This is a genomic window from Gulbenkiania mobilis, assembly GCA_004346645.1.
GTDB classification, from domain to species: Bacteria; Pseudomonadota; Gammaproteobacteria; order Burkholderiales; family Chromobacteriaceae; genus Gulbenkiania; species Gulbenkiania mobilis.
Genome location: SMDA01000002.1, coordinates 245,930 through 267,662, shown reverse-complemented (window position 1 = coordinate 267,662; position 21,733 = coordinate 245,930). Strand labels below are relative to the sequence as shown.

Sequence of the window (21,733 nt, the reverse complement as noted above, 5' to 3'; positions counted from 1 at the left end):
GGCAGTGCGCCCTAAACTTGAGCGGCGCCCTGGTTTAATGCCATGATCATGAAATACTTTGATTGTTCATGACTACGGAAGGATGCGTGCGATGAGCGCAGAACAATACTATGCAGTGATCGAAAAGGCCTACCTGGCCTATTACGGCCGCCCGTCCGATATCGGCGGGCTGGCGTACTGGAGCGCCCGACTGGACCAGGAAAAGGGCAACCTGAGCGGCATGATCGATGCCTTTGCCAACTCCGCCGAGGCCCAGCAGCTGTATGGCGGGCTGGACAATGCCACACGCATCGACAAGATCTACCAGCAGCTCTTCGGACGGCATGCGGACGACGGCGGCCTTAAGTATTACCTGGGCCAGCTGCAAAGCGGCAAGATGACGCTGGGTAGCATCATGTTGAACGTGGCAGATGGCGCCACGAATCAGGATGCCACGCTGATCAATACCCACGTCAACCAGCATCTGGCCAGCTATGACGCCAGCCAGCTGAGCAGTCTGGTCAAGCAGTACCAGGACATGCTCACGCCCAAGGTGGACCCGGCGTACGGGCTGTATGTCACGCTCGGGGAGGCCGCCATCAAGTGGGAGAAGGGGCTGCACCTGACCAGTCCGCAAAGCCTGGACGACCTGCTGCAGAAGTACATCGTGGTGTCCGGCAACCAGGAAACCATCAAGGGCCTGATGACGCTGACCATCAACCAAGATGGCACGATGAAGGTGGATTTTGCCAACCCGGTCTACCATGACTGGAAGGTCAGCATGGACGTGGCCCAGAAGGCTTTCGAGTATCTGTCGGAAGACAGTGTGGCCCTGAAATACGCGGGCCCCTTGACCTATCAGGAATACCAGCAGGGCTTGCAGGAGATGGGGGCCCACTTCGACAGTCTGTACGCCAAGCTGCCTGCCTACGATGGCTTCTGGATCAGCTGACCAGACCGCTTGCAGTTCGAAAAGCACAGCCCCGTCCGCCTCAGGCAGTCGGGGCTGTATTCATGGGGCGCTGGCTTCTTGCGGCCTGGGCTGCTCCGGTTCAGCGCACTGTGGCAGGCGAGGGCTCGCTGCTGCGGCCATAGCGCTTGCGTAGGCCGAGAAAAGGCCGTTCGATGGTTTCATAGCTCAGGCTGGCCACCAGCCAGGTCACGCCATAGAGCACTATGGCTGTGACCGTACCATCCACCAGCACCCGGCCGGTCAGTACCAGCGGCCCCAGCGTCTGGTAGGCCAGATAGATGACCAGGCCATGCAGCAGGTAGAAGGAGAAGCTGATCTCCCCGCCACGCTGCAGCAGCCGCTCCAGCCAGGCGGGCAGGCGCAGGTTGGCCGAAGTCCAGGCGATGATGAAGAATGCCCAGCCTGCCGCCTCCTGCATGGACCAGGTCACCCAGAAAAGCTGCTTCGGTTGTGGCAGGAAGTAGCTGGCATAGCGTGCCTGCAGGCCGCTGTTGAGCACGACCAGGCACACCGCGATGCCCAGCAACAGGTGGCCATGCCGGCCTAGCCATTCGCGGTGGCGCTGGTACAGCAGGGCCGCCAGCATGCCAATGAGGAACTGGTCGAAACGGCCGACCAGCGTGGAGTAGAACATGTGGGTGCTGCGTTCGCTGATACCGTAGGCGCCCAGCTTGAAAAGCAGCATCAGCAACAGCAGCCGTGCCAGGTAGCCCGGCCCCCGCTCCAAGGCAAACCGGCCCAAGAAGGGGAATACGAGATAGAAGGTGAATTCCAGCGAAATGGTCCACGCCGCCCCGGTGATGAAGCTGTTGGAGGTGGGCGCCTGCCCCAGGTTGGAAAAGAAAACGTACAGGATGTCCGACGCGCGAAAGGTGTCACGCCCGATGGAGATGGACAGCACGAACACCGTGAGGAACAGCGGGAAGATCCGCAGGAAGCGGTTACGCACGAACTGTCGGTAGTCGATCGCCGGGTTGTGCAGTGCGATCAGCATGAACAGGAAGCCCGAAAGGGTGAAAAACAGTCCGACGCCGGTGTGGCCTTCACTGATCAGCCCAAGCCAGGGCCGATCGCTGGCGGGCTGCCAGTGCAGGTAATAGAAGTGGAAAACGTGGAACACAAACACCAGCCCGGCTGCCAGGAAGCGGATCTGATCCAGGCGGGGCTGGTGTGGAAGGTTTGCAGACTGCATACGGAACCCACCGGATAAAGACAGCCCGACAGCATAACATGGGCCTTGTCCGTCCCTGGAAAGCTGTCGCATGCCTGTGGAAGTTCTGATAATTTGCGCATGGATCAGCCCGCATGAAAGGAAGCCACCGTGAGCGCACAATCCGAGAAAGCCGTCACCGCCCTCTACAAGGGCCTCTTGGGTCGCAGCCCCGAGTCCGCTAGCCTGCAGCAGTATGTAGGCAAACTCGATAGTGGTTTCCTGACTACGGCGCAGGTGGCCAGCGACCTGGTGGCCAGCGCCGTTTTCGGCGCCTACACGCTGCCGGTGGCGCGGCTGTATACGGCCGCATTCGGCCGGCTTCCGGATCCGGAAGGGCTGGCCTTCTGGGTGAACGTGCGTCGCCAGGGTGCCGATACCGGACAGATCGCCAAGCAGTTTCTCGGTTCCGATGAGTTTGCCTCGCTGTATGGCAGCCGACCGGATGACACCACCTTCCTCACCGCGCTCTACCAGAATGTACTCGGGCGCAGTCCGGACACGCCCGGACTGATGTACTGGAAGGGGCGCTTGGCCGAAGGCGAGAGCCGCAGCTATGTGCTGGACAGCTTTGCCCAGTCGCCGGAAAACCGTGCCAATGCCGACCTCAAGCTCAAGCTCTCCACCGTCTGGGGTGTGCAGCAGGGCACCACGCCCACGGCCGATGAGCTGGCCGCTCTGCCGACAGGTTTCGAGGCAGCGCTGGCAAAGATCATGAGTACCGGAGGCAGCGGGCCTTCCCTGACGCTCAGTGGCAAGCTGCTGACCGAAAGCCCACTCAACGATGGCACGGTGGATGGCAGCCTCACGCTTATGCTAACTGGTGGTGAGTTCGCCGGGGCCATCGGCGCGGCCTTGGGCAAGGTGACGGGGGCTCCGGCAGGCCTGACGGCCCGCTTGGTGAAGACCGGCGCCCATACCGCAGAGCTGTTCTTGGACGGAGTGGCCAAGGCTCATGCGTCGATCAACAGTACCAAGAACATCAGCCTGTCGTTCACCGACAAGGACTTCAGCGGCCTGAAGGCCGCCGACGTGGTGGGCGCCACCGCCAGCGGCATCGCGCTGTCGTTCATCGATCTTCCTCCAGTCAAGATCAGTAATGATATTTTCGCGCCAGCTCTCTCCACTACGGCCACCTTCCGGCTGGACCTTCAGAACGATGTGCTGACGGTGGGAGGCAAAACAGTCTTGCCCGAAAGCGGGAGCTGGCCCAAAGTCAGCACCGTGGACCTGCGGCAGCTGGTGGCCGCCAGTGTGTCGGTGGTGGGAGACAATGCTGTCTCCGAGGTCATTCATGCCGCGCCCGGTGGTGGTCGGTTGCAGGCAGGCGGCGGCGATGACATCCTCCACGCCGCAGAAGGCGTGGACCGCATCGTGTTCGCCAAGAGTGCGGCAGACAACGGGGTCGACCGCATCCTGGGCTTCGAGCTGGGTGCCGGTAAGGACGTGCTGGACTTCACCGCCTTCCTCAACAGTCCTCAGAAGAGCAGCGTGGCCACAGTCGATGCATCGGTCATGCCTGCCAAGCCGATCACTTGGACCAACGGACAAATCCTGGTGGTGGCGGGTACCTTTGCCGGGCCGGCCGATGTGGCAGCGCTCTTCGACGGGGCGGTGTTTGCCGAACCCACGGCCAGCCGCAAGGCGGTGGTGATCACTGCCGACCTGACCGGCGATGCGTCGGTCTGGTTTGTCACCAACCAGGCGGATGTTACCCATGTGACGGCAGACGAGGTGGAGCTGGTGGCCACGATGGCGGACATCAATAATCTGCAGCTGGTCGGGTTCAACGCCGGCAACTTTGCCTGACCGGCCCCGCTGACCTGCGTCGCGCGCGGGGGCGCGCTAGAATGCGCGCATGCGAATTCTCTACAGCGTTCAGTCGATCCAGCCCCCTCTGACCGGGGTGGGGCGTTATGCCTACCAGCTTGCCCGCGGCCTAGAGCAGCACCCAGCCTTGGACGAACTGGCGTTCTTTGCCGGCCACCGCAAGGTGGGGCTGCCCGATCCGGCGCAGGCCGCGCCTTCGCTCGGGCGCCGCTGGCGCGACTGGGTGCCATTCAAGCCGCTGGCCAGGCGGGCCTATCATGCCTTGCGTGACCTTCGGGCCGCGTCTTCCTTGCGAGCGCTGGGAGAGGACTATCTCTTTCACGAGCCCAACTACATTCTTGGCCCGTACCGCGGGCCTTCCGTGATCACCATCCACGATCTGTCGCACCTGCATTTCCCGCAATTCCATCCGGCAGACCGGGTGGACTACTTCAACCGCGAGCTACCAGCTTCGGTGGAGCGGGCGGAACACATCATCACGGTGTCGCATTTCGTGCGCCAGGAGATCATCAAGGTGCTGGGGGTGGCCCCCGAGCGGGTATCCGTGACCTACAACGGGGTAGACCCGCGTTACCGCCCTGCGGAGGCTGCCACGCTAGCACCGGTGTTGGCCCGTTACGGACTGGCCGACCTGCGTTACTTGCTGGTGGTGGGGACGCTGGAGCCGCGCAAGAACCTGCAGGGCCTGATCGAAGCGTATGAAAGCCTGCCCGCCGCCTGGCAGCAGCAGCACCCCTTGGTGCTGGCCGGTGCGCGCGGCTGGGGCGAGGCGGCCTTCCTGTCGCGTCTGGAGCGGCTGGAACAGCGTGGGCGGGTGCTGCGCCTGGGGTATGTGCCTGAGGCCGATCTGCCGCACCTCTATGCCGGCGCCAGCGGCTTTGCCTTTCCCTCGGTGTACGAGGGCTTCGGCCTGCCGGCACTGGAGGCGTTGGCCTGTGGCGTGCCGACGCTGGTGGGCAGCCGCTCTTCGCTGCCCGAAGTGGTGGGCGAGGCCGCCCTGGTGGTGGACACCCTCTCGCAGGATGCGCTGCGCGCAGGTCTGGAGCGGCTGATGGGGGACGAGGCCTGGCGGACCGAGGCACGGCAGCGCGGCCCGGCCCGTGCGGCCGAATTTACCTGGGCGCGCTGCGTGGAGGACACGGTGGCCGTCTACCGACAGGCGTGGCAGGCGGCCGGCGGTTAGCCCGCGTCGGTGCTGATGACGGACTTGGCGTAACTGTCGCGGTCGATCTCGCAGGTTTCCACGCACAGCTCCACCGGCTGCTGTCCGGGCCAGGGCACACCTGCCTTCAGCGCCTCCAGCAGGCTTTCGGCCAACCGCTGGCGCAAGGCTGGCGGACGCCCCGCCAGGAGCGCCAGCCGTACGTGCACGAACAGGACGGTGGCCGGCGCCTCCCGCCCCCGGCGGTAGTGCGCCAGCGGGTGCAGCCGGCTCTTGATATCCCCTTCCTCGAAGACACCACTCTCCATCAGGGTGGCATGGGCGACGTCCAGCGCGGTCAGCATGACCGGCCTAGGCAGGGTATCGGTGTATTCCAGCGTCAGATGAGGCATGGCGTGCTCAGGTAAGGGTGAGGCTCAGTGCCAGGGCCAGCCCGGCGATACTGCCGATGACGTTGGCGAGCATGTCCCACCAGCAGAAACCTGAGCGGTAATAGAAGAGGTCCAGGAGTTCCTTGCCCAGGCCGATGGCCTGCGTGGCCAGCCAGGCCGCCCACAGCGGCAGGAACAGGCCCAGCAGCGGAACGAGGAGGAGGGTGGCTGCCAGATGCTTGAGCTTGTCGGTTTCCCCAAGCCAGGCAAGCGGCGGAGCAAAGCGGGCGATCAGCACGGGCAGGCGATTGCGCATGGGCAGGCGGATGCGTGGCAAGGCTAGTACGCACCTTCCCGGAACAGCACCACCTTGACGGTTTTGAACAGAATGGCGATGTCGTACCACAGGTTCCAGTTGCGCACATACCAGACGTCGAGCGAGATGCGGTCTTCGTACGAGAGCAGGTTGCGGCCGCTGACCTGCCACAGGCCGGTGAGTCCGGGGCGCACCGCCTTGTAATAGAAGCAGGCCGGCTCATCCGGCAGGCGCGGCCGAGGGCCGACCAGGCTCATCTCCCCCAGGAGCACGTTGAAAAGCTGCGGCAGTTCATCCAGGCTGGTCTTGCGCAGGAAGGCACCGACACGCGTAATGCGCGGATCGTTGCGCAGTTTGCGGTAGGCCTCCCATTCCGCGGCAGCCTGGGCATCTGTGGCGAGCAACCGCTCCAGAGCAGCCTCGGCATCCACGCGCATGGTGCGGAACTTCAGGCAAGTGAACAGCTGCCCCTCGCGACCGATCCTGGGTTGGCCGAAGAGGGCCGGGCCCCCTTCCAGACGGATCAGTAGGGCGATGACCAGCAGCAGCGGCAGGGCGAGGGCGAGGAGCAGCACGCTGGAAACGATGTCAAACAGCCGCTTGAAACGCTGGGCCTGTGCGTCCAGCAGATTGTTGCGTGCCCGCAGCATCAGTACATCATGACTGAAGAACACCTGTGGCCGCATGGATACCAGAGGTAGCTCCGAAACGGGGGGCACGACGTGCAAGTTGAGGAACTGCTGGGAGAGGGTTTCCAACCAGCCGGGGTGGGCCGGAACGGACTCGGGCTCCAAGGCATAAATGATGTGGTAGCCCCGTAGCAGTCCGGCAAGCGTTTCCACGCTGTCGTGCGGCCAATGCAGCAAGGGCACGCCAGGGACGGGAGAATGTCCGGGCGCGGCCAAATCGGATTCGATGAAGGCATGCACCCGATACCCCAGCTGCGTTTCCCCATCCAGCGCACGCTGGCAACTGCGGGCCGCCGGCCCGGTGCCAATGACGACCGCCGGAATCGCCCAGTGCCCTCGGGCACAGAGTGCGGCCCGGGCCGCCATGCGCATTAGCGGAACGAGTGCCAGCACACTGAGAAAGCCGGCCAGCCAGACCGTGCGCGACAGGGGCAGGTTCATCACCAGGACGAAGACGCCGTAAAGGAGGGCAAGGATGCTGGTGGTACGCATCACTTCGCCGGTCTCGGCCCAGAAGGGCTGGCGTTCGTGGTAATGCCCGCTACGCCAGAAGAGGATGCAGCCCACGAGGGCAAATCCGCCGAACCCCACCATCTGCCTCAACCCGATGGCTTGCCACCAGCGTTCCATGTCGAGCTCGGAAAAGTGGGGATGCAGTGACAGGGCCAGCAGGCCCAGGCAAAAGGCAGTGGTCCAAGCCAGTAGGTCCGCCCCGAACAGGGTGGCGGCCGCCAGCCGTCTGCTGGATACAGGCGGACAGCACCCTGCCGTCAGGTAGCGGACGGCATCATTGATCTGAGTGAGACTGGGTGTGCCCTCGGGCATGGACATGAAGCAACCTTGATAATCAGCAGGCAGACCGCCTGGACGCGAAAGCACGCCACGCGTCTTCAACGGTGTGGCCAAACTGTTCTGCAAATGCCGCCTGCGAAAAACGCATGGCATTGGAACGGCAGTGCCCGGGGAGGATACGCCCCGCCTCCCGTTCGAACAAGCGCACCGCCCCAGCGATCGCCTCCGGTGTCTGCGCATCGAAGAACACTCCGGTGGGCGCCGGATTGTCCAACCCACACACGCTCTCACTGGCGCCACCGCGCCCATAGGCGATGACCGGAGTGCCGCAGGCCTGCGCCTCTACCGGGGCGATGCCGAAGTCCTCCAGAGCGGCGAACACGAAGGCCCGGGCGCGTTGCAGATGATCGCGCACGACCGTATCCGGCTGAAAACCCGGCAGGCTCACGTTGGCGGGGGCGATCGCCCGCAGCCGCTCCAGCTCGGGGCCGTTGCCGATCACCACCAGTTTCCGGTCGGGCAGCTGACGGAAGGCCTCTACGATCCGGTCGATGCGCTTGTAGGGCACCAGCCGCGATACAGTGAGATAGAAATCCTCGCGCCGGGTTCCCGGTTGCAGGCCGGCCACGTCCACCGGCGGGTGGATCACCACCGACTCGCGCCGGTAGCACTTCTCGATGCGCCGTGCGATGAAGCGGGAGTTGGCCACCAGCACGTCCACTCCGTTGGCCGAACGCGCATCCCAGTTGCGCAGCCGGTGCAGCAGCCAGCGCACCAACGCACCCTTGGGGCCATGCGCGAGGCCCGCGTCGCGCAGGTACTCCGCCTGCATGTCCCACGCATAGCGCAGCGGCGAGTGTACGTAGCTCACATGTAGCTGGTCGGGGCCAACCAGCGCGCCCTTTGCCACAGCGTGGCTGCTGGACAGAACGAGATCGTAACCGGAGAGATCGAATTGCTCCACAGCCAGCGGCATGAGGGGCAGGTAGTGCCGGAAATGGCGACGCGCTCCTGGCAGGCGCTGGATGAAGCTGGTGATGACAGGGCGTCCGCCCAGAAAGCCGCGTTCGCCCGACGGTACGAAGTCCACCACCGCGTGTACATCAGCCTGGGGGAACACCGCCAGCATGGCCTCAATCACCCGCTCTGCACCGGCGTAGCTCTCCAGCCAGTCGCAGACAAGCGCCACCTTCAGCTGACCCAGCCGCCCGCCCGTCATGCGCTGCCCTGACGGTAGACCAAGCGGTTGTCGAACAGCACCTCACTCTCGCCCAGGCGCGGCAGGCTGCCTGGTGGCAACGTGCGTTCGAAGCGGTAGCGAGTGCCCTGATGCTCGATCCAGGCATGGATGGGCCGGCCGTCGAGACGGCCGATCACTTCGTCGGAGCGCTGGATGTCTGCACTGTCCGCCAAGTGGTTGGCCGGCGGCACGGGTGGCTCCGGCGGTATCCACTCGGGGGCGCTGCGCGGCGGCATGTTGCGCAGCGCCAGCCGCAGCCACAGGGCGAACAGGGCGTTGGGAAACAATACCCGGTGTACCCGCTTGTCGTTGGTGATGGCACAGGTGATCGCGAACCCGTGGCTGCAGGCTGGGCACCGGGCCCGGGCGGCGAGGAAGAGCCGGTCCTGCACCAGTCCGGCCACGCCGTGCATGTCTTCGGCGCCCACCAAGTTGCGGCAGCGCGGGCAGTGCTTCGCAAAGCGCCGGACGGTGGTACCGTTGGAGAAGGTGGCAGGCAGGAAACGGTTGATACGGTCGGGGTGTAGAGCCATGGGCAGTGAATGTCCGCTTGCTTGAAATACCGCCTGGTGCGGCTTGGGCATCATTATACCGGCTTGACGTGCCAGCCGTGCCCGAGGCGGTCGGGCGCAGGATTCTTGACCTGCCGCAAGCCAGCGGTGCACGCAATGCTCGACCGTTTATTAGGAAAGGCTACAATACCCCCATGGACGACATTGCACTCATGGAGGCGCCGGCGATCCGGCAGCCCCGTTACCAACGCATCAAGGACTACATCCTGCTGGGCATTCGCGACCGCCAGTTCCTGCCGGGTAACAAGATCCCGCCGGAGCTGGAGCTGGCCCGCCAGTTCGGTGTGTCGCGCATGACGGTGAACAAGGCGATCCGCGATCTGGCCGAGGCCGGCATCCTGCTGCGCTTTGCCGGGGACGGCACCTATGTGGCCGAACGCAAGGCAGAGTCCCCGCTTCTGGACATCAACAACATCGCGCTGGAGATCGCGGCCCGCGGTCACACCCATTCAGCCGATGTACACGACCTGTCGCCGGCGGTCGCCACCGAGGAGGTGGCCCTGCGCCTGGGCGTGCGGGTAGGCAGCCGGGTGTTCCATTCGCTGATCGTACACCGCGAGGATGGGGTGCCGATCCAGCTGGAGGAGCGCTACGTGAACCCGGAGTGGGCCCCGGGCTATCTGGAGCAGGATTTCACCCGCACCACGCCCAACGGCTATCTGGTGGAGGCATGCCCACTTACCGACATCGAGCACACGGTAGAGGCGGTTTTGCCCAATGCGGCCGAGCAGCGGCTGCTGGCCATCGACGCCGGCGAGCCGTGCATTCTGGTGCTGCGCCGAACCTGGTCGTACAAGAACCTGGTGAGCTTTGCCCGGCTGATCCATCCGGGCAGCCGTTACAAGCTCCGTTCGCAGACCCGTGTGAAAGCCTAACGGCCCGACCACGTTTGCTTGCTGCCTGCAGGGCGCCCGATGGGCGCCCTTTTTATTTGTCTATACAAATGTGGTGTGACCGGCTGTGCGTGATGTTTTCAGGGCTTGACTCTGTTCTAACGGCTGATTAATTTGTATATACAAATAACCCAAGGAGCTGTTATGTCCTCTACCCGCGTCTGGATCAATGCGCGTCTGGCCACCTTCGATCCCACTGTAGAGGCCGCCTATGGTGCGCTGGAAGGCCGGGCACTGGTGGTAGAGGAGGGACACATCGGGCGCATCGTGCCCCTGGAAACCCTCGACCGGGCGGGCATGGAGGTGGTGGATGCCGGGGGCCGGTGGATCACGCCCGGGTTCATCGACTGCCACACCCATCTGGTCTATGGCGGCAGCCGGGCGACCGAATGGGAGAAGCGGCTCAAGGGTGTGCCCTATCAGGACATCGCGGCGGAAGGAGGCGGGATCGTCTCCACGGTGCGCGCCACCCGTGCGCTGACGCAGGCCGATCTCTTGGCGGCCAGCCAGCCGCGCCTGGAGGCCCTGATGGGCGAAGGCGTGACCACGGTCGAGATCAAGTCGGGCTACGGGCTGACCCTGGCGGACGAGCTGCGCCAGCTACAGGTGGCGCGTCAGCTGGGAGAGCGGCTGCCGGTGGAGGTGGTGCCCACGCTCCTGGCGGCCCATGCGGTGCCGCCGGAGTTTGCCGGCCGCAGTGAGGACTATGTCGAACATGTCTGCGGCACCATCCTGCCGCAGGTGGCCGAGGCGGGGTTGGCCGAAGCGGTGGACGTGTTCTGCGAAAGCGTGGGCTTTTCGCTAGAGGAGACGCGCCGGGTGTTCGAGGCCGCGGTGGCGCACGGGCTGAAGGTGAAAGGCCACGTGGAGCAGCTCTCGAACCTGCAGGGCGCGGCGCTGGTGGCACGCTTTGGCGGGCTTTCGGCAGACCATGTCGAATATCTGGATGACGACGGTGTGGCTGCGCTCAAGGCCGCTGGCACCGTGGCGGTGCTGCTGCCGGGCGCGTATTACTTCCTGCGCGAAACGCGCAAGCCGCCGGTGGAAGCGCTGCGCGCGGCAGGCGTACCCATGGCGCTTTCCACCGACCTTAACCCTGGCACCAGCCCCTTTGCCTCGATCCGCCTCATCCTCAACCAAGGGTGCGTGCTGTTCGGTCTCACCCCCGAAGAGGCGCTGACCGGCGTCACCCGCCATGCTGCCCAGGCACTCGGGCGGGGCGACAGTCACGGCCGCTTGGCCGAAGGCTGTGTGGCCGACTTCGTGCTGTGGGACATCGACCATCCGGCCGAGATCGTCTACAGCCTGGGCACGCCGCTGGTGGCGCAGCGGGTGTTCCGCGGTCGGCCCGACCGTCCACTCGCCTGACCTTCCCAACGGAGACCTCTCATGGATCTGTCCCCCGACATGCAGCTATGGAATGGCCGCGTCGACACCGGTGAAGGCGACCGGGCGCGCCGCTGGCACCAAGTGGTCCGCCCGCTGGACGACGGTACTCTACCAGGCATCGCTCTGCTCGGTTTTGCCTGCGACGAAGGCGTGGCGCGTAACCAAGGCCGCATCGGTGCGGCCGAAGGGCCGGCTGTACTGCGCCGCGCGCTGGCCGGCCTTGCCTGGCATCCGACCGCCCCACTGGCGGACGCCGGCGATGTGGCCTGTACCGACGGTGACTTGGCCGCCGCGCAGCAAAGGTTGGCCGAAGCCGTACAGCAGCTGGTGACCGCGGGGCATTTTCCACTCGTGCTGGGCGGAGGGCATGAGACTGCCTATGGCACCTACAGCGGCCTGGCCCGAGCCTGTCCCGAGAGCGTGATCGGCATCGTCAATTTCGATGCCCACTTCGACCTGCGTGCTGCAGCGGTACCCACCTCGGGTACGCCCTTCGCGCAAATTGCCGACGACTGCGCCGTCCGCAGCCAGCCCTTTCGCTACGCCTGCTTGGGGGTGGCCGAACCTTCCAATACCCAGGCGCTGTTCGACCGGGCCCGCGCTCTGGACGTGCGCTGGCGCCTGGACACCGAGATGGTGCCTTGGCGCTTGGCCGAAACCTGCAGCTTCCTGGCCGACTTCGTTGCCAGCGTGGACCGGGTCTACCTGACCATCGACCTGGACGTGCTGCCGGCCGCGCAGATGCCGGCTGTCTCCGCCCCTGCCGGCTTCGGTGTAGAGCTGGCGGTTGTCGAAACCCTTGTGGCCGATCTGGCCGCCAGCGGCAAACTGGCCGCCGCCGACCTCGTGGAGTTCAACCCCCGCTTCGACCAGGACAGCCACGGCGCCAAGGCGGCTGCCCGGCTGGCGTGGTGCATCACCCGACATCTGAAACGCTGAACCCGGCCTGGCCGGAAGGAGAAGAGGAGAAACCGATGAATGATTCGCGTCTGGACACCTCACGTGTCATCCGTGCCCCCCGCGGCACCGACAGGGCCTGCAAGAGCTGGCTGACCGAAGCCGCCTACCGCATGCTCCAGAACAACCTCGACCCGGAAGTGGCCGAGCACCCGCAAAGCCTGGTGGTGTACGGCGGCATCGGTCGCGCGGCCCGCAACTGGGAATGTTTCGACACCATCCTCGACGTGCTCAAGCGTCTGGAAGACGACGAAACGCTGTTGATCCAGTCCGGCAAGCCGGTGGGCGTGTTCAAGACCCATGCCGATGCGCCGCGCGTGCTGCTGGCCAACTCCAATCTGGTGCCGCACTGGGCCAACTGGGAGCACTTCAACGAGCTGGATAAAAAAGGGCTGATGATGTACGGCCAGATGACCGCCGGCAGCTGGATCTACATTGGCAGCCAAGGCATCGTGCAGGGCACCTATGAGACCTTCTTTGCCGTGGCCAACCAGCATTTCGACGGCAAACCGCAAGGCCGCTGGATCCTCACCGGCGGGCTCGGCGGCATGGGCGGTGCGCAGCCGCTGGCCGCCACCATGGCCGGTTTTTCCATGATTGCCGTCGAATGCGACGAAACCCGCATCGATTTCCGCCTGAAAACCCGGTATGTGGACCGCAAGGCCAAGACGCTGGACGAGGCGCTGGCCATCATCGAAGACGCCAAGCAAAGCGGCAAGGCCGTATCGGTGGGCTTGCTGGGCAATGCCGCTGATGTGTTTACCGAACTGGTAAACCGCGGCATCACCCCGGATGTAGTGACGGACCAGACTTCCGCTCACGATCCGGTGCACGGCTACCTGCCGCAGGGCTGGACGGTGGAAGAATGGCGCGCCAAGCAAAAGACCGCCGCCGCAGAAATCACCGCCGCTGCCAAGAAATCCATGGCCATGCAGGTGCGCGCCATGCTGACGCTGCAGGAGCGCGGCGCGGCCACGCTGGACTACGGCAACAACATTCGCCAGATGGCGCTGGAAGAGGGCGTGGCGAACGCTTTCGACTTCCCCGGCTTCGTGCCCGCCTATGTGCGCCCGTTGTTCTGCGAGGGCATCGGTCCCTTCCGCTGGGTGGCGCTGTCCGGCGATCCGGAAGATATCTACAAGACCGACCAGAAGGTGAAGGAACTGATCCCGGACGATCCGCACCTGCACAACTGGCTGGACATGGCGCGCGAGCGCATCAGCTTCCAGGGGCTGCCGGCACGCATCTGCTGGGTGGGGCTGAAGGATCGCGCCCGTCTGGGCCTGGCCTTCAACGAGATGGTGAAGAACGGCGAACTCAAGGCCCCGATCGTCATCGGTCGCGACCATCTGGACTCCGGCTCGGTGGCCAGCCCCAACCGCGAGACCGAATCCATGAAGGACGGCTCGGATGCGGTCTCCGACTGGCCGCTTCTGAACGCGCTGCTGAACACCGCCGGCGGCGCCACCTGGGTGTCGCTGCATCATGGCGGCGGCGTGGGCATGGGCTTCTCCCAGCACTCGGGTGTGGTGATCGTGTGCGACGGCACCGACGATGCCGCTCGGCGCCTGGGTCGCGTGCTGCGCAACGATCCGGGCACCGGCGTGATGCGCCATGCCGACGCCGGTTACGAGATCGCGCAGCAGTGCGCACGGGAACAGGGGCTGGATCTACCGATGCTGAAATGAAGCTTGCCCGGCGCGGCGCCATAACAACAATCGGCCGCGCCGGTTTCCACTACAAAGGAGACACCGATGCACACAAGCCAAGCCTTGCCGCTGCCTGTCGGCCGCGGCCGCGCGCTGTTCCGCCTGGCAGCTTACAGCCTCGCCGGAATCGTGCTGTTCTTTGTGCCGTTTGAACTGGGCGGCAAGTCCACCATCCTGCTGGACCATGCGGCAAGCTACCTGGCGGGCAGCCAGCGGCCGCTGGCTGTGACGCTGGTGATGCTGCTGATCGCCTACGGCGCCCTCAGCCCCTGGTTTGACGGACGCTGGAAGGAAAGCCGCGTCAGCCGCGTGTTCGCCCTGCTCAAGCTGGCCGGCCTGGCGCTGGCGGTGATGTACCTCACCGGCGCGGGCCCGGCGGTGCTGCACGAGAAGGACATGCTGCCCTTCCTGTTCGACAAGCTGGCCCTGACAGTGGGACTGATTGTTCCGTTGGGGGCGCTGGCGCTGGCCTTTCTGGTCGGCTTCGGCCTGCTGGAGCTGGTCGGTGTGCTGATGCAGCCGGTGATGCGTCCGGTCTGGCGCACGCCCGGCCATTCCGCCATTGATGCCGTGGCCTCCTTTGTCGGCAGTTATTCGGTGGGTCTGCTGATCACCAACCGCGTGTTCCTCGAAGGCAAGTACACCGTGCGCGAGGCGGCGATCATCGCCACCGGATTCTCCACCGTATCGGCCGCCTTCATGGTGATCGTAGCCAAGACGCTGGGCCTGATGGGGGTGTGGAATTTCTACTTCTGGTCCACGCTGCTGATCACCTTTGCCGTTACCGCCATCACGGCCTGGCTGCCACCGATCGCCAGGATGGACAACGCCGGCGGGGTGGATGACACGTTGCCGCCAGGCCAGGGCCGCTGGCAGACCGCACTGTCTGCGGGCTGCGCGCAGGCTCGCCAGGCGCGGCCGCTGCCGCAAGTGCTGGCCGAGAATTTACGCGACGGCGTAGCCATGGCTGGGGCAGTGGTCCCTTCGATCCTGTCGGTGGGGCTGATCGGCCTGGTGCTGGCCCGCTTCACGCCGGTGTTCGACGTCCTGGGCCTGCTTTTGGTACCGTTCGCCTGGCTGGGCGGCTTGGCCGAGCCGATGGCGGCCAGCAAGGCCCTGGCTGCCGGGTTGGCCGAAATGTTTCTGCCAGCCATTCTGCTCAAGGGCGCCGACCCGCTGGTCCGCTATGTAGCGGCGGTGGTGTCGGTCGGCAGCGTGCTGTTCTTCTCCGCTTCGATTCCCTGCGTGCTGGCTACCCGTATCCCGCTGTCCGTGCGGCAGTTGGTGGTGATCTGGTTCCAGCGCACCGTACTGTGCCTGCTCTTGGCAGCTGCCTTGGGGCAGCTGGCGCTCAAGCAGGGCTGGCTCGCCTGACGGGCCCCGCATCACTCAAGAAAGACATGTTCATGCAACTGACCCTGATTCCCGGCCGGCTGACGCTGGCCGACCTGCGCCGCATCGCGCGCGAGCCTTCGCTGACACTGGCGCTGGACGCTTCGGCGCATGCCGCCATCGATGCTTCGGCCGCCACCGTGGCCCAGGTGTTGGCCGAAGGCCGCACTGTCTATGGCATCAACACCGGGTTCGGCCTGCTGGCCAATACCAAGATCGCCAATGAGGAACTCGAGCTGCTGCAGCGCTCCATCGTGCTCTCCCATGCTGCGGGCATCGGCGAACCGATGGCCGTCTCTACGGTACGCCTGACGCTGGCGCTCAAGATCAACTCGCTCGCGCGCGGGTTTTCCGGCATTCGCCGCGACGTGATCGAGGCGATGATTACGCTCTTCAACAAGGGCATCTATCCGGTCATCCCACAGAAGGGGTCGGTAGGCGCCTCGGGCGACCTGGCACCCTTGGCCCACATGAGCGCGGTGCTGATCGGCGAGGGTGAGGCTCTGATCGACGGCGTGCGCGTGCCGGGCGACGTGGCCATGCGCAGTGCCGGGCTGGCCCCGCTGACGCTGGCCCCCAAGGAAGGGTTGGCGCTGCTCAACGGTACCCAGGCATCCACCGCCTTTGCCCTGGAGGGACTGTTTGCCGCGGAGGACCTGTATATCGCCGCCTCGGTCGCGGGGGCCCTGTCGGTGGAAGCGGCACAAGGCAGCCGCCGGCCCTTTGACGAGCGCATCCACGCGGTGCGTGGGCATCTGGGCCAGATGGACGCCGCCCGGCTGTACCGCGCCCTGCTCGACGAGAAGAGCGAGATTGCCGAATCCCATGCCGACTGCGGCAAGGTGCAGGACCCCTACAGCCTGCGCTGCCAGCCGCAGGTGATGGGCGCCTGCCTGACACAGATCCGTCAGGCCGCCGAGGTACTGCTGGTGGAGGCCAATGCCGTGTCCGACAACCCACTGGTGTTTGCCGACGACAACGACATCCTCTCTGGCGGCAACTTCCACGCCGAGCCGGTGGCCTTCGCCGCCGACAACCTGGCACTGGCCATTGCCGAGATCGGTGCGCTGTCCGAGCGACGCATGGCGCTGCTGATCGACAGCAACCTTTCCAAGCTGCCGCCCTTTCTGGTCAACAACGGTGGGGTGAACTCCGGTTTCATGATCGCGCAGGTGACGTCGGCGGCGTTGGCCTCGGAAAACAAGTCGCTGGCCCACCCGGCCTCGGTCGACAGCCTGCCCACTTCGGCCAACCAGGAAGATCATGTCTCGATGGCCACCTACGCCGGCCGCCGGCTGCGCACCATGGCCGACAATACCGCCGGTATCCTGGCGGTGGAGCTTCTGGCCGCCTGCCAGGGGGTGGACTTCCGCACGCCGCATCGGGCCGCTGAGCCCTTGGAGGAAGCCAAGGCCCTGTTGCGCGCCGAGGTGCCCTTCTACGACAGGGACCGCTACTTCGCGCCCGACATCGAGAAGGCGGCCGCGCTCATCCAACGCGCGACGTACAACCGCTTCTGCCTGCCGGGGCTGCTGCCCTCGCTGTAAGGCGCCGCGCCGCCTAGGCCGTGTTGGGATCTCGAAAGTGGAAGGGCAGGCGCCAAGGCTTGCCCTTCTTTATCTGCGCCCCCACACCAGGCTGCCGGAAGCCGCCTGCCCGGGCGGTGGGCGGTGTGCCCTGCCGTTTGTCGGCTTCACTATAAGAACATTCAAAAACAATTAAATTTTGATGTGTGTCAAGCGCCGGCGGGGAAAGGTTTCTGCTTTACCGGCAGAGGGGGCTAGCATGATGTGTCACCAATGCTCACATTCTGGAGTGCATCATGTCTCGCTCGCTGCAACTGTCGCTCTTGTCACTGGCCCTCGTGTCCGCCTTCGGCGCGGTCGATGCCTGCTCTTCGCTGATCGTCGGCAAGGGTGCCTCGGCCGACGGGTCGATCATCATCGCCCGCAACGAGGACTACTACATCAACAACTGGAACAAGCGGATGGTGGTGCACCCCCGCCGCGAGGCCGACAAAGGAGAAATGCTCGCGTTCAAGAACGGCCTGAAGGTACCGGCTCCGGCCACACTCTACCGCTATACCGGGCTGATGGACTGGAACGGCGACACCGCCGGCGGTGACGGCCTGTACGAGGAACGCGGCGTCAACGAGTTCAACGTGGCCATTTCTGCCACCAACAGTGCGGAAGTCAACGAGCGTGCCAAAAAGGCCGACCCGCTGGTGGATGAGGGCGTGATCGAGGCCGCCATTCCGTCGCTGATCCTGCCGCAGGCCAAGACCGCCCGTGAGGCGGCCGAACTGTTGGGCCGCTACGTGACCGAGCACGGCGCCGGCGAAGGCAACGGCATCCTGCTGGCCGACCCGAATGAAGCCTGGTACCTGGAAATCGGCTCTGGCCACCACTGGCTGGCCTACCGTGTGCCGCAGGACGGTTACCTGATGATTGCCAACGGCCTGCGCCTGCAGGGCATCGACCTGACCGATTCGGCCAACGTGATCGCCAGCCCGGGTCTGGCTGAGTTCGTTACCACCCACAAGCTGCTGGACAAGGTGGACGTGCACCGCTTCAACTTTGCCAAGGCCTTCGGCGTAACGGGCGACCGGTACAACATCGACCGCGAGTGGATGGGGCAACACCTGCTCAACCCGGGTACGGTACAGAAGGTCCGTCAGGACCAGTATCCGCTGGTGATGAAGCCGGAGAAGAAAATCACCGTGGCTGACGTGGCCCGTGTGCTGCGTGCCGACTTCAAGGGCACCGAACTGGCCAAGCTGAAGGACGCCGAGCGTCCCATGGGCGTGGACCGCACGATCGAGACGCACGTGATCCAGTTGCGCAGCGACATGCCCAAGGAGCTGGCCGCGCTGACTTGGCAATCCTTCGGCAGCCCCGCCGGGGCCGTGCTGGTACCGCTCTATGAAGGGGCGATGAAGGATGTACCCACCGTGCTGCGCACCGGCACCGCGAGCTTCGACACCCAGTCGGCCTACTGGGCCTTCCGGGCCAACGCCACACTGGCCCAGACCAATCCGGCAAAATACGGCCCCGTTCTGCAGGGCTGGCAGCAGAAGGTCGAGGGCGGCTTCCTTGCGCAGCAGCAGGCGGTCTCCACCATGCTCAAGGGGCTGTATGCACAGAGTCCCGAGGCCGCCGTCAGCTTCGCCAACCAGTGGAGCAACGGCAACATGCTGTGGGCCGTCCAGTCCGCCCGCGATGTACAGGCTTCGCTGATGACCGACCTGACCAAGTCCACCGAGAAGAAATACAAGCCGGCCGAGCTGGAAAAGATCAAGAACCTGTAAGCCCGCTCCGCCTTGCCACGCAGCGCCGGCTTTGCCGGCGCTTTTTTATTGCCCGAAGGGTTGGCCGAAGCGACCCTAGGCGGCCGCTGCGTGCGCCACGGCCTGTAACAGGGCCGACAGCTCCTGCCAGCCTGCTTCCCAGGTCCTGTGTCCGCTGTCGACGTTGATGTGCCCGGCTTGCGGCAGCCAGACCAGCGATGCACCCCAGTACCCTGCCATACGCGCTGCGCGGTGTGGCTTGCAGTAGGGGTCGCTGGTGCTGGCCACCACCCGGGCGGGAAAGGGCAGCGGCTGGCGTGGCACCGGGGCAAAGCCCATCAACGCTTGGGGCACGAAAGGCCGCTCCACGTCGGCGGGCGCCACGAGCAGGGCGCCGGCGATGCGGTTGTGGAAACGCCGGGCATGGTGGGCCACGGTGATGCAGCCCAGACTGTGCGCGATCACGATTGCCGGCCGGCGGGCCGCGTCCAGCGCTTCGTCCAGCCCGTCGAGCCAGGCCTCCAGCACCGGTTCGGTCCAGTTGTCGTTTTGCACTCGCAGAGCGCCCAGGGCCTGCTGCCAGTGGGTTTGCCAGTGGTCTGGGCCGGAATCCTTCCAGCCGGGCTGGATAATGTAGTCGTATGCTTGGTTGAACGGCGGCATGGCACTCTCCCTAGGATATGCTGCCACTATAGAGGGGCTGACTTATAATTCAAAAGAATGAAGGTAGAAAACAAAATTCTCTTAAAGAATATGCTTTATGAAGGATTTGAATTAAAAAATCGCAATTAATCATTTCCGGAAATAAAGGCCCCGTGGTTTGATGCAGACATCGCTTACTGCCTACCGGAGATGTCCATGACCCGTACCTTCAAGCTGGCCGCACTGTCGCTGGCCTTCATTGCCGGCCTGACCGGCCCTGTCCAGGCGGCCGAACTACTCAACGTCTCCTACGATCCCACGCGCGAACTGTATCAGGACATCAACAAGGCGTTCGCGGACGCGTGGCAGAAGAAGACGGGCGAAGCAGTCAGCATCCGGCAGTCGCACGGCGGTTCGGGTAAGCAGTCGCTGTCCATCCAGCACGGCCTGGAAGCAGACGTAGCCACGCTGGCGCTCGCTTACGACATCGACGTGCTGGCCGACCAGGGCCTGCTGCCCAAGACCTGGCAGCAGCGCCTGCCGAACAACAGCGCCCCCTACACCTCCACCATCGTGTTCCTGGTGAAGAAGGGCAACCCGAAGCAGATCCACGACTGGAACGACCTTATCCGTCCGGGCGTACAGGTGATTACCCCCAATCCCAAAACTTCCGGCGGCGCACGCTGGAACTATCTGGCGGCCTGGGGCTATGCCCTCAAGCAGCCGGGCGGTAGCGAGGCCAAGGCGCGCGCATTCGTCTCCGAGCTCTACAAACATGTGCCGGTACTGGATACCGGAGCACGCGGCGCAACGCTGACCTTCGCACAGCGCGGCCTGGGCGATGTGCTGCTGGCGTGGGAAAACGAAGCGGTGCTGGCGGTGAAGGAGCTGGGGCCGGACAAGTTCGACATCGTGACGCCCTCGGTCTCCATCCTCGCTGAACCGCCGGTGACGGTGGTGGACAAGGTGGTGGACAAGAAGGGCTCGCGCAAGGTGGCCGAAGCCTACCTCAACTTCCTCTACACCCCGCAGGCCCAGGAGATCGCTGCGCAGAACTACTACCGTCCGCGCAACCCACAGGTGGCGGCCAAGTACGCGGCGCAGTTCCCGAAAGTGAAGCTCTTCACGCTGAAGGAAGTGTTTGGTGACTGGCGCAACGCGCAGAAGCGGCATTTTGCCGACGGCGGTGTGTTCGACCAGATCACCACCGGCAAATAAGCCCCGGTCGGCTCACAGCAGGCAGCCGCCGGCCACGGTTTCTGCCAGTGCCAGGGCTGCAGTGAGCCCGGGCGATTCGATGCCGTACAAGTTGACCAGGCCGGGCACGCGGTGCTGGCGTACGTCGTGCACCACAAAGTCGGCCTCCTTCTGGCCCAGCCCGCCCAGCTTGGGCCGGATGCCGCTGTAGGCCGGGGCGAGTGCACCCTCCGGCAGCCCCGGCCACCAGCGGCGCACGCTGTGGTAAAAGTGCTTGGCGCGACCCGCATCGACACTGTAGTCGATGCCTTCCACCCACTCCACGTCCGGTCCGAAGCGGGCCTGTCCGGACACATCCAGCGTCAGGTGCGTACCCAGGCCACCGGGTTCGGGCACCGGATAGATGAGGTGCGAGAAGGGGCAAGGGATGCCGAGGGAAAAGTAGTTGCCCCGGGCGTAGCGCACCGCCGGAATGGATTCGGGCGCCACCCCTCCCAGGCTGGCTGCCACCGCATGGGCCCGAAGGCCGGCGGCGTTGACTACCGTCCGCGCCAACACTTCGTAGCCCCCATTGACCTGCAGCACGATGCCCTCCGAGGTGGCGGCGCCACCGCTGACGGCCGAGTCCACCGCGAGGCGTGCGCCCTGGGCTTCGGCATCGGCCAACAGGGCCAGCATCAGGGCATGGCTGTCCACGATACCGGTGCAGGGCGACCATAAGGCGGCTACCGCTTCGAGCGCCGGTTCACGCTCGGCCAGCGCGGCCTTGTCCAGCCACGCCAACTCCTCCACCCCGTTGATCCGGCCCTGTTCGGCCAGCGCCCTCAGGCGGTCCTTGTCCTCGCTGCGCACCGCCAGGAGCAGTTTGCCGATGCGGCGGTGCGGGATGCCGCGCCTCTCGCAGTAACGGTAAAGCCGCTGGCGACCGGCCACGCACAGCCGAGCCTTTAGGCTGCCGGAGGGATAGTAAATGCCGGCGTGGATCACCTCGCTACTGCGGCTGGACGTATGTCGGCCAAAGCCGGTCTCCGCTTCCAAGACCACTACCTCGCGCCCCGCCAGCGCCAGCACCCGGGCGACGGCCAAGCCCACGACCCCGGCACCGATCACCACACAGTCGATTCTTTCCATCGT

Annotated in this window: 19 protein-coding genes; 11 read left to right on the top strand and 8 right to left on the bottom strand. The window is 64.9% G+C overall.

Features of this window, described 5'->3' with window-relative positions:
- The first annotated feature begins 91 nt into the window (after positions 1 to 91).
- Positions 92 to 931 (top strand): DUF4214 domain-containing protein, encoded by an 840-nt coding sequence (locus tag EV669_RS04050; protein WP_165922699.1) that lies wholly within the window; start codon positions 92 to 94, stop codon positions 929 to 931.
- A 100-nt stretch (positions 932 to 1,031) separates the two neighbouring features.
- On the opposite strand, the gene EV669_RS04045 is transcribed toward EV669_RS04050, so the two are convergent.
- On the bottom strand, positions 1,032 to 2,144 hold the full coding sequence (locus EV669_RS04045; RefSeq protein WP_165922698.1) for an acyltransferase family protein: 1,113 nt from the start codon (positions 2,142 to 2,144) through the stop codon (positions 1,032 to 1,034).
- 129 nt (positions 2,145 to 2,273) lie between these two features.
- On the opposite strand from EV669_RS04045, the gene EV669_RS04040 reads away from it, so the two are divergent.
- Together EV669_RS04040 and EV669_RS04035 are read left to right on the top strand one after the other, a co-directional pair.
- Complete coding sequence (locus EV669_RS04040) at positions 2,274 to 3,971, top strand: DUF4214 domain-containing protein (protein WP_132097948.1); 1,698 nt, start codon at positions 2,274 to 2,276, stop codon at positions 3,969 to 3,971.
- Positions 3,972 to 4,020: 49 nt separating this feature from the next.
- Complete coding sequence (locus tag EV669_RS04035) at positions 4,021 to 5,175, top strand: glycosyltransferase family 4 protein (protein WP_132097947.1); 1,155 nt, start codon at positions 4,021 to 4,023, stop codon at positions 5,173 to 5,175.
- On the opposite strand, the gene EV669_RS04030 is transcribed toward EV669_RS04035, so the two are convergent.
- Genes EV669_RS04030 through EV669_RS04010 form a run of 5 tightly spaced genes read right to left on the bottom strand, consistent with a single transcriptional unit; the run spans position 5,172 to position 9,095 of the window.
- A complete protein-coding gene (locus tag EV669_RS04030) occupies positions 5,172 to 5,546 on the bottom strand; it encodes a 5-carboxymethyl-2-hydroxymuconate Delta-isomerase (protein WP_054286089.1) in 375 nt (124 codons plus the stop codon). The genes EV669_RS04035 and EV669_RS04030 overlap by 4 nt on opposite strands.
- A 7-nt stretch (positions 5,547 to 5,553) precedes the next feature.
- Positions 5,554 to 5,862, bottom strand: coding sequence for a hypothetical protein (locus EV669_RS04025; RefSeq protein WP_132097946.1), 309 nt, complete (start codon positions 5,860 to 5,862; stop codon positions 5,554 to 5,556).
- Positions 5,863 to 5,864: 2 nt separating this feature from the next.
- Positions 5,865 to 7,361 (bottom strand): undecaprenyl-phosphate galactose phosphotransferase WbaP, encoded by a 1,497-nt coding sequence (gene wbaP / locus EV669_RS04020; protein WP_165922697.1) that lies wholly within the window; start codon positions 7,359 to 7,361, stop codon positions 5,865 to 5,867.
- Between the two features lie 16 nt (positions 7,362 to 7,377).
- Positions 7,378 to 8,541 (bottom strand): glycosyltransferase family 4 protein, encoded by a 1,164-nt coding sequence (locus EV669_RS04015; RefSeq protein ID WP_207913775.1) that lies wholly within the window; start codon positions 8,539 to 8,541, stop codon positions 7,378 to 7,380.
- Complete coding sequence (locus tag EV669_RS04010) at positions 8,538 to 9,095, bottom strand: hypothetical protein (RefSeq protein ID WP_054286086.1); 558 nt, start codon at positions 9,093 to 9,095, stop codon at positions 8,538 to 8,540. The genes EV669_RS04015 and EV669_RS04010 overlap by 4 nt, the downstream gene beginning before the upstream one ends.
- A gap of 173 nt (positions 9,096 to 9,268) precedes the next feature.
- On the opposite strand from EV669_RS04010, the gene hutC reads away from it, so the two are divergent.
- From hutC to EV669_RS03975, 7 genes are all read left to right on the top strand, one after another.
- Positions 9,269 to 10,009, top strand: coding sequence for a histidine utilization repressor (hutC, locus tag EV669_RS04005; protein WP_200906468.1), 741 nt, complete (start codon positions 9,269 to 9,271; stop codon positions 10,007 to 10,009).
- Positions 10,010 to 10,171: 162 nt separating this feature from the next.
- On the top strand, positions 10,172 to 11,395 hold the full coding sequence (hutI, locus tag EV669_RS04000) for an imidazolonepropionase (protein ID WP_132097944.1): 1,224 nt from the start codon (positions 10,172 to 10,174) through the stop codon (positions 11,393 to 11,395).
- A 21-nt stretch (positions 11,396 to 11,416) separates the two neighbouring features.
- Entirely contained in the window at positions 11,417 to 12,355 is a 939-nt protein-coding gene (gene hutG, locus EV669_RS03995; RefSeq protein ID WP_132097943.1) for a formimidoylglutamase, read from the top strand.
- 35 nt (positions 12,356 to 12,390) lie between these two features.
- On the top strand, positions 12,391 to 14,061 hold the full coding sequence (gene hutU, locus EV669_RS03990) for a urocanate hydratase (protein ID WP_132097942.1): 1,671 nt from the start codon (positions 12,391 to 12,393) through the stop codon (positions 14,059 to 14,061).
- Positions 14,062 to 14,127: 66 nt separating this feature from the next.
- The gene (locus tag EV669_RS03985) at positions 14,128 to 15,456 is read left to right on the top strand and encodes a YjiH family protein (RefSeq protein WP_054286083.1); all 1,329 of its coding nucleotides are present in this window, start codon (positions 14,128 to 14,130) and stop codon (positions 15,454 to 15,456) included.
- Positions 15,457 to 15,488: 32 nt separating this feature from the next.
- Positions 15,489 to 17,021, top strand: coding sequence for a histidine ammonia-lyase (hutH, locus tag EV669_RS03980; RefSeq protein ID WP_054286141.1), 1,533 nt, complete (start codon positions 15,489 to 15,491; stop codon positions 17,019 to 17,021).
- A 275-nt stretch (positions 17,022 to 17,296) separates the two neighbouring features.
- Positions 17,297 to 18,781: a C69 family dipeptidase gene (locus EV669_RS03975; RefSeq protein ID WP_054286082.1), complete on the top strand. Its 1,485-nt coding sequence runs from the start codon at positions 17,297 to 17,299 to the stop codon at positions 18,779 to 18,781.
- 75 nt (positions 18,782 to 18,856) lie between these two features.
- Here EV669_RS03975 and EV669_RS03970 read toward each other — a convergent pair whose 3' ends face one another.
- Positions 18,857 to 19,423: an RBBP9/YdeN family alpha/beta hydrolase gene (locus EV669_RS03970; RefSeq protein WP_132097941.1), complete on the bottom strand. Its 567-nt coding sequence runs from the start codon at positions 19,421 to 19,423 to the stop codon at positions 18,857 to 18,859.
- 195 nt (positions 19,424 to 19,618) lie between these two features.
- Here EV669_RS03970 and EV669_RS03965 point away from each other — a divergent pair, with 195 nt between their 5' ends.
- A complete protein-coding gene (locus EV669_RS03965) occupies positions 19,619 to 20,620 on the top strand; it encodes a sulfate ABC transporter substrate-binding protein (protein WP_404810833.1) in 1,002 nt (333 codons plus the stop codon).
- A 12-nt stretch (positions 20,621 to 20,632) separates the two neighbouring features.
- On the opposite strand, the gene EV669_RS03960 is transcribed toward EV669_RS03965, so the two are convergent.
- Complete coding sequence (locus tag EV669_RS03960) at positions 20,633 to 21,730, bottom strand: NAD(P)/FAD-dependent oxidoreductase (protein ID WP_132097939.1); 1,098 nt, start codon at positions 21,728 to 21,730, stop codon at positions 20,633 to 20,635.
- Positions 21,731 to 21,733: the final 3 nt, after the last annotated feature.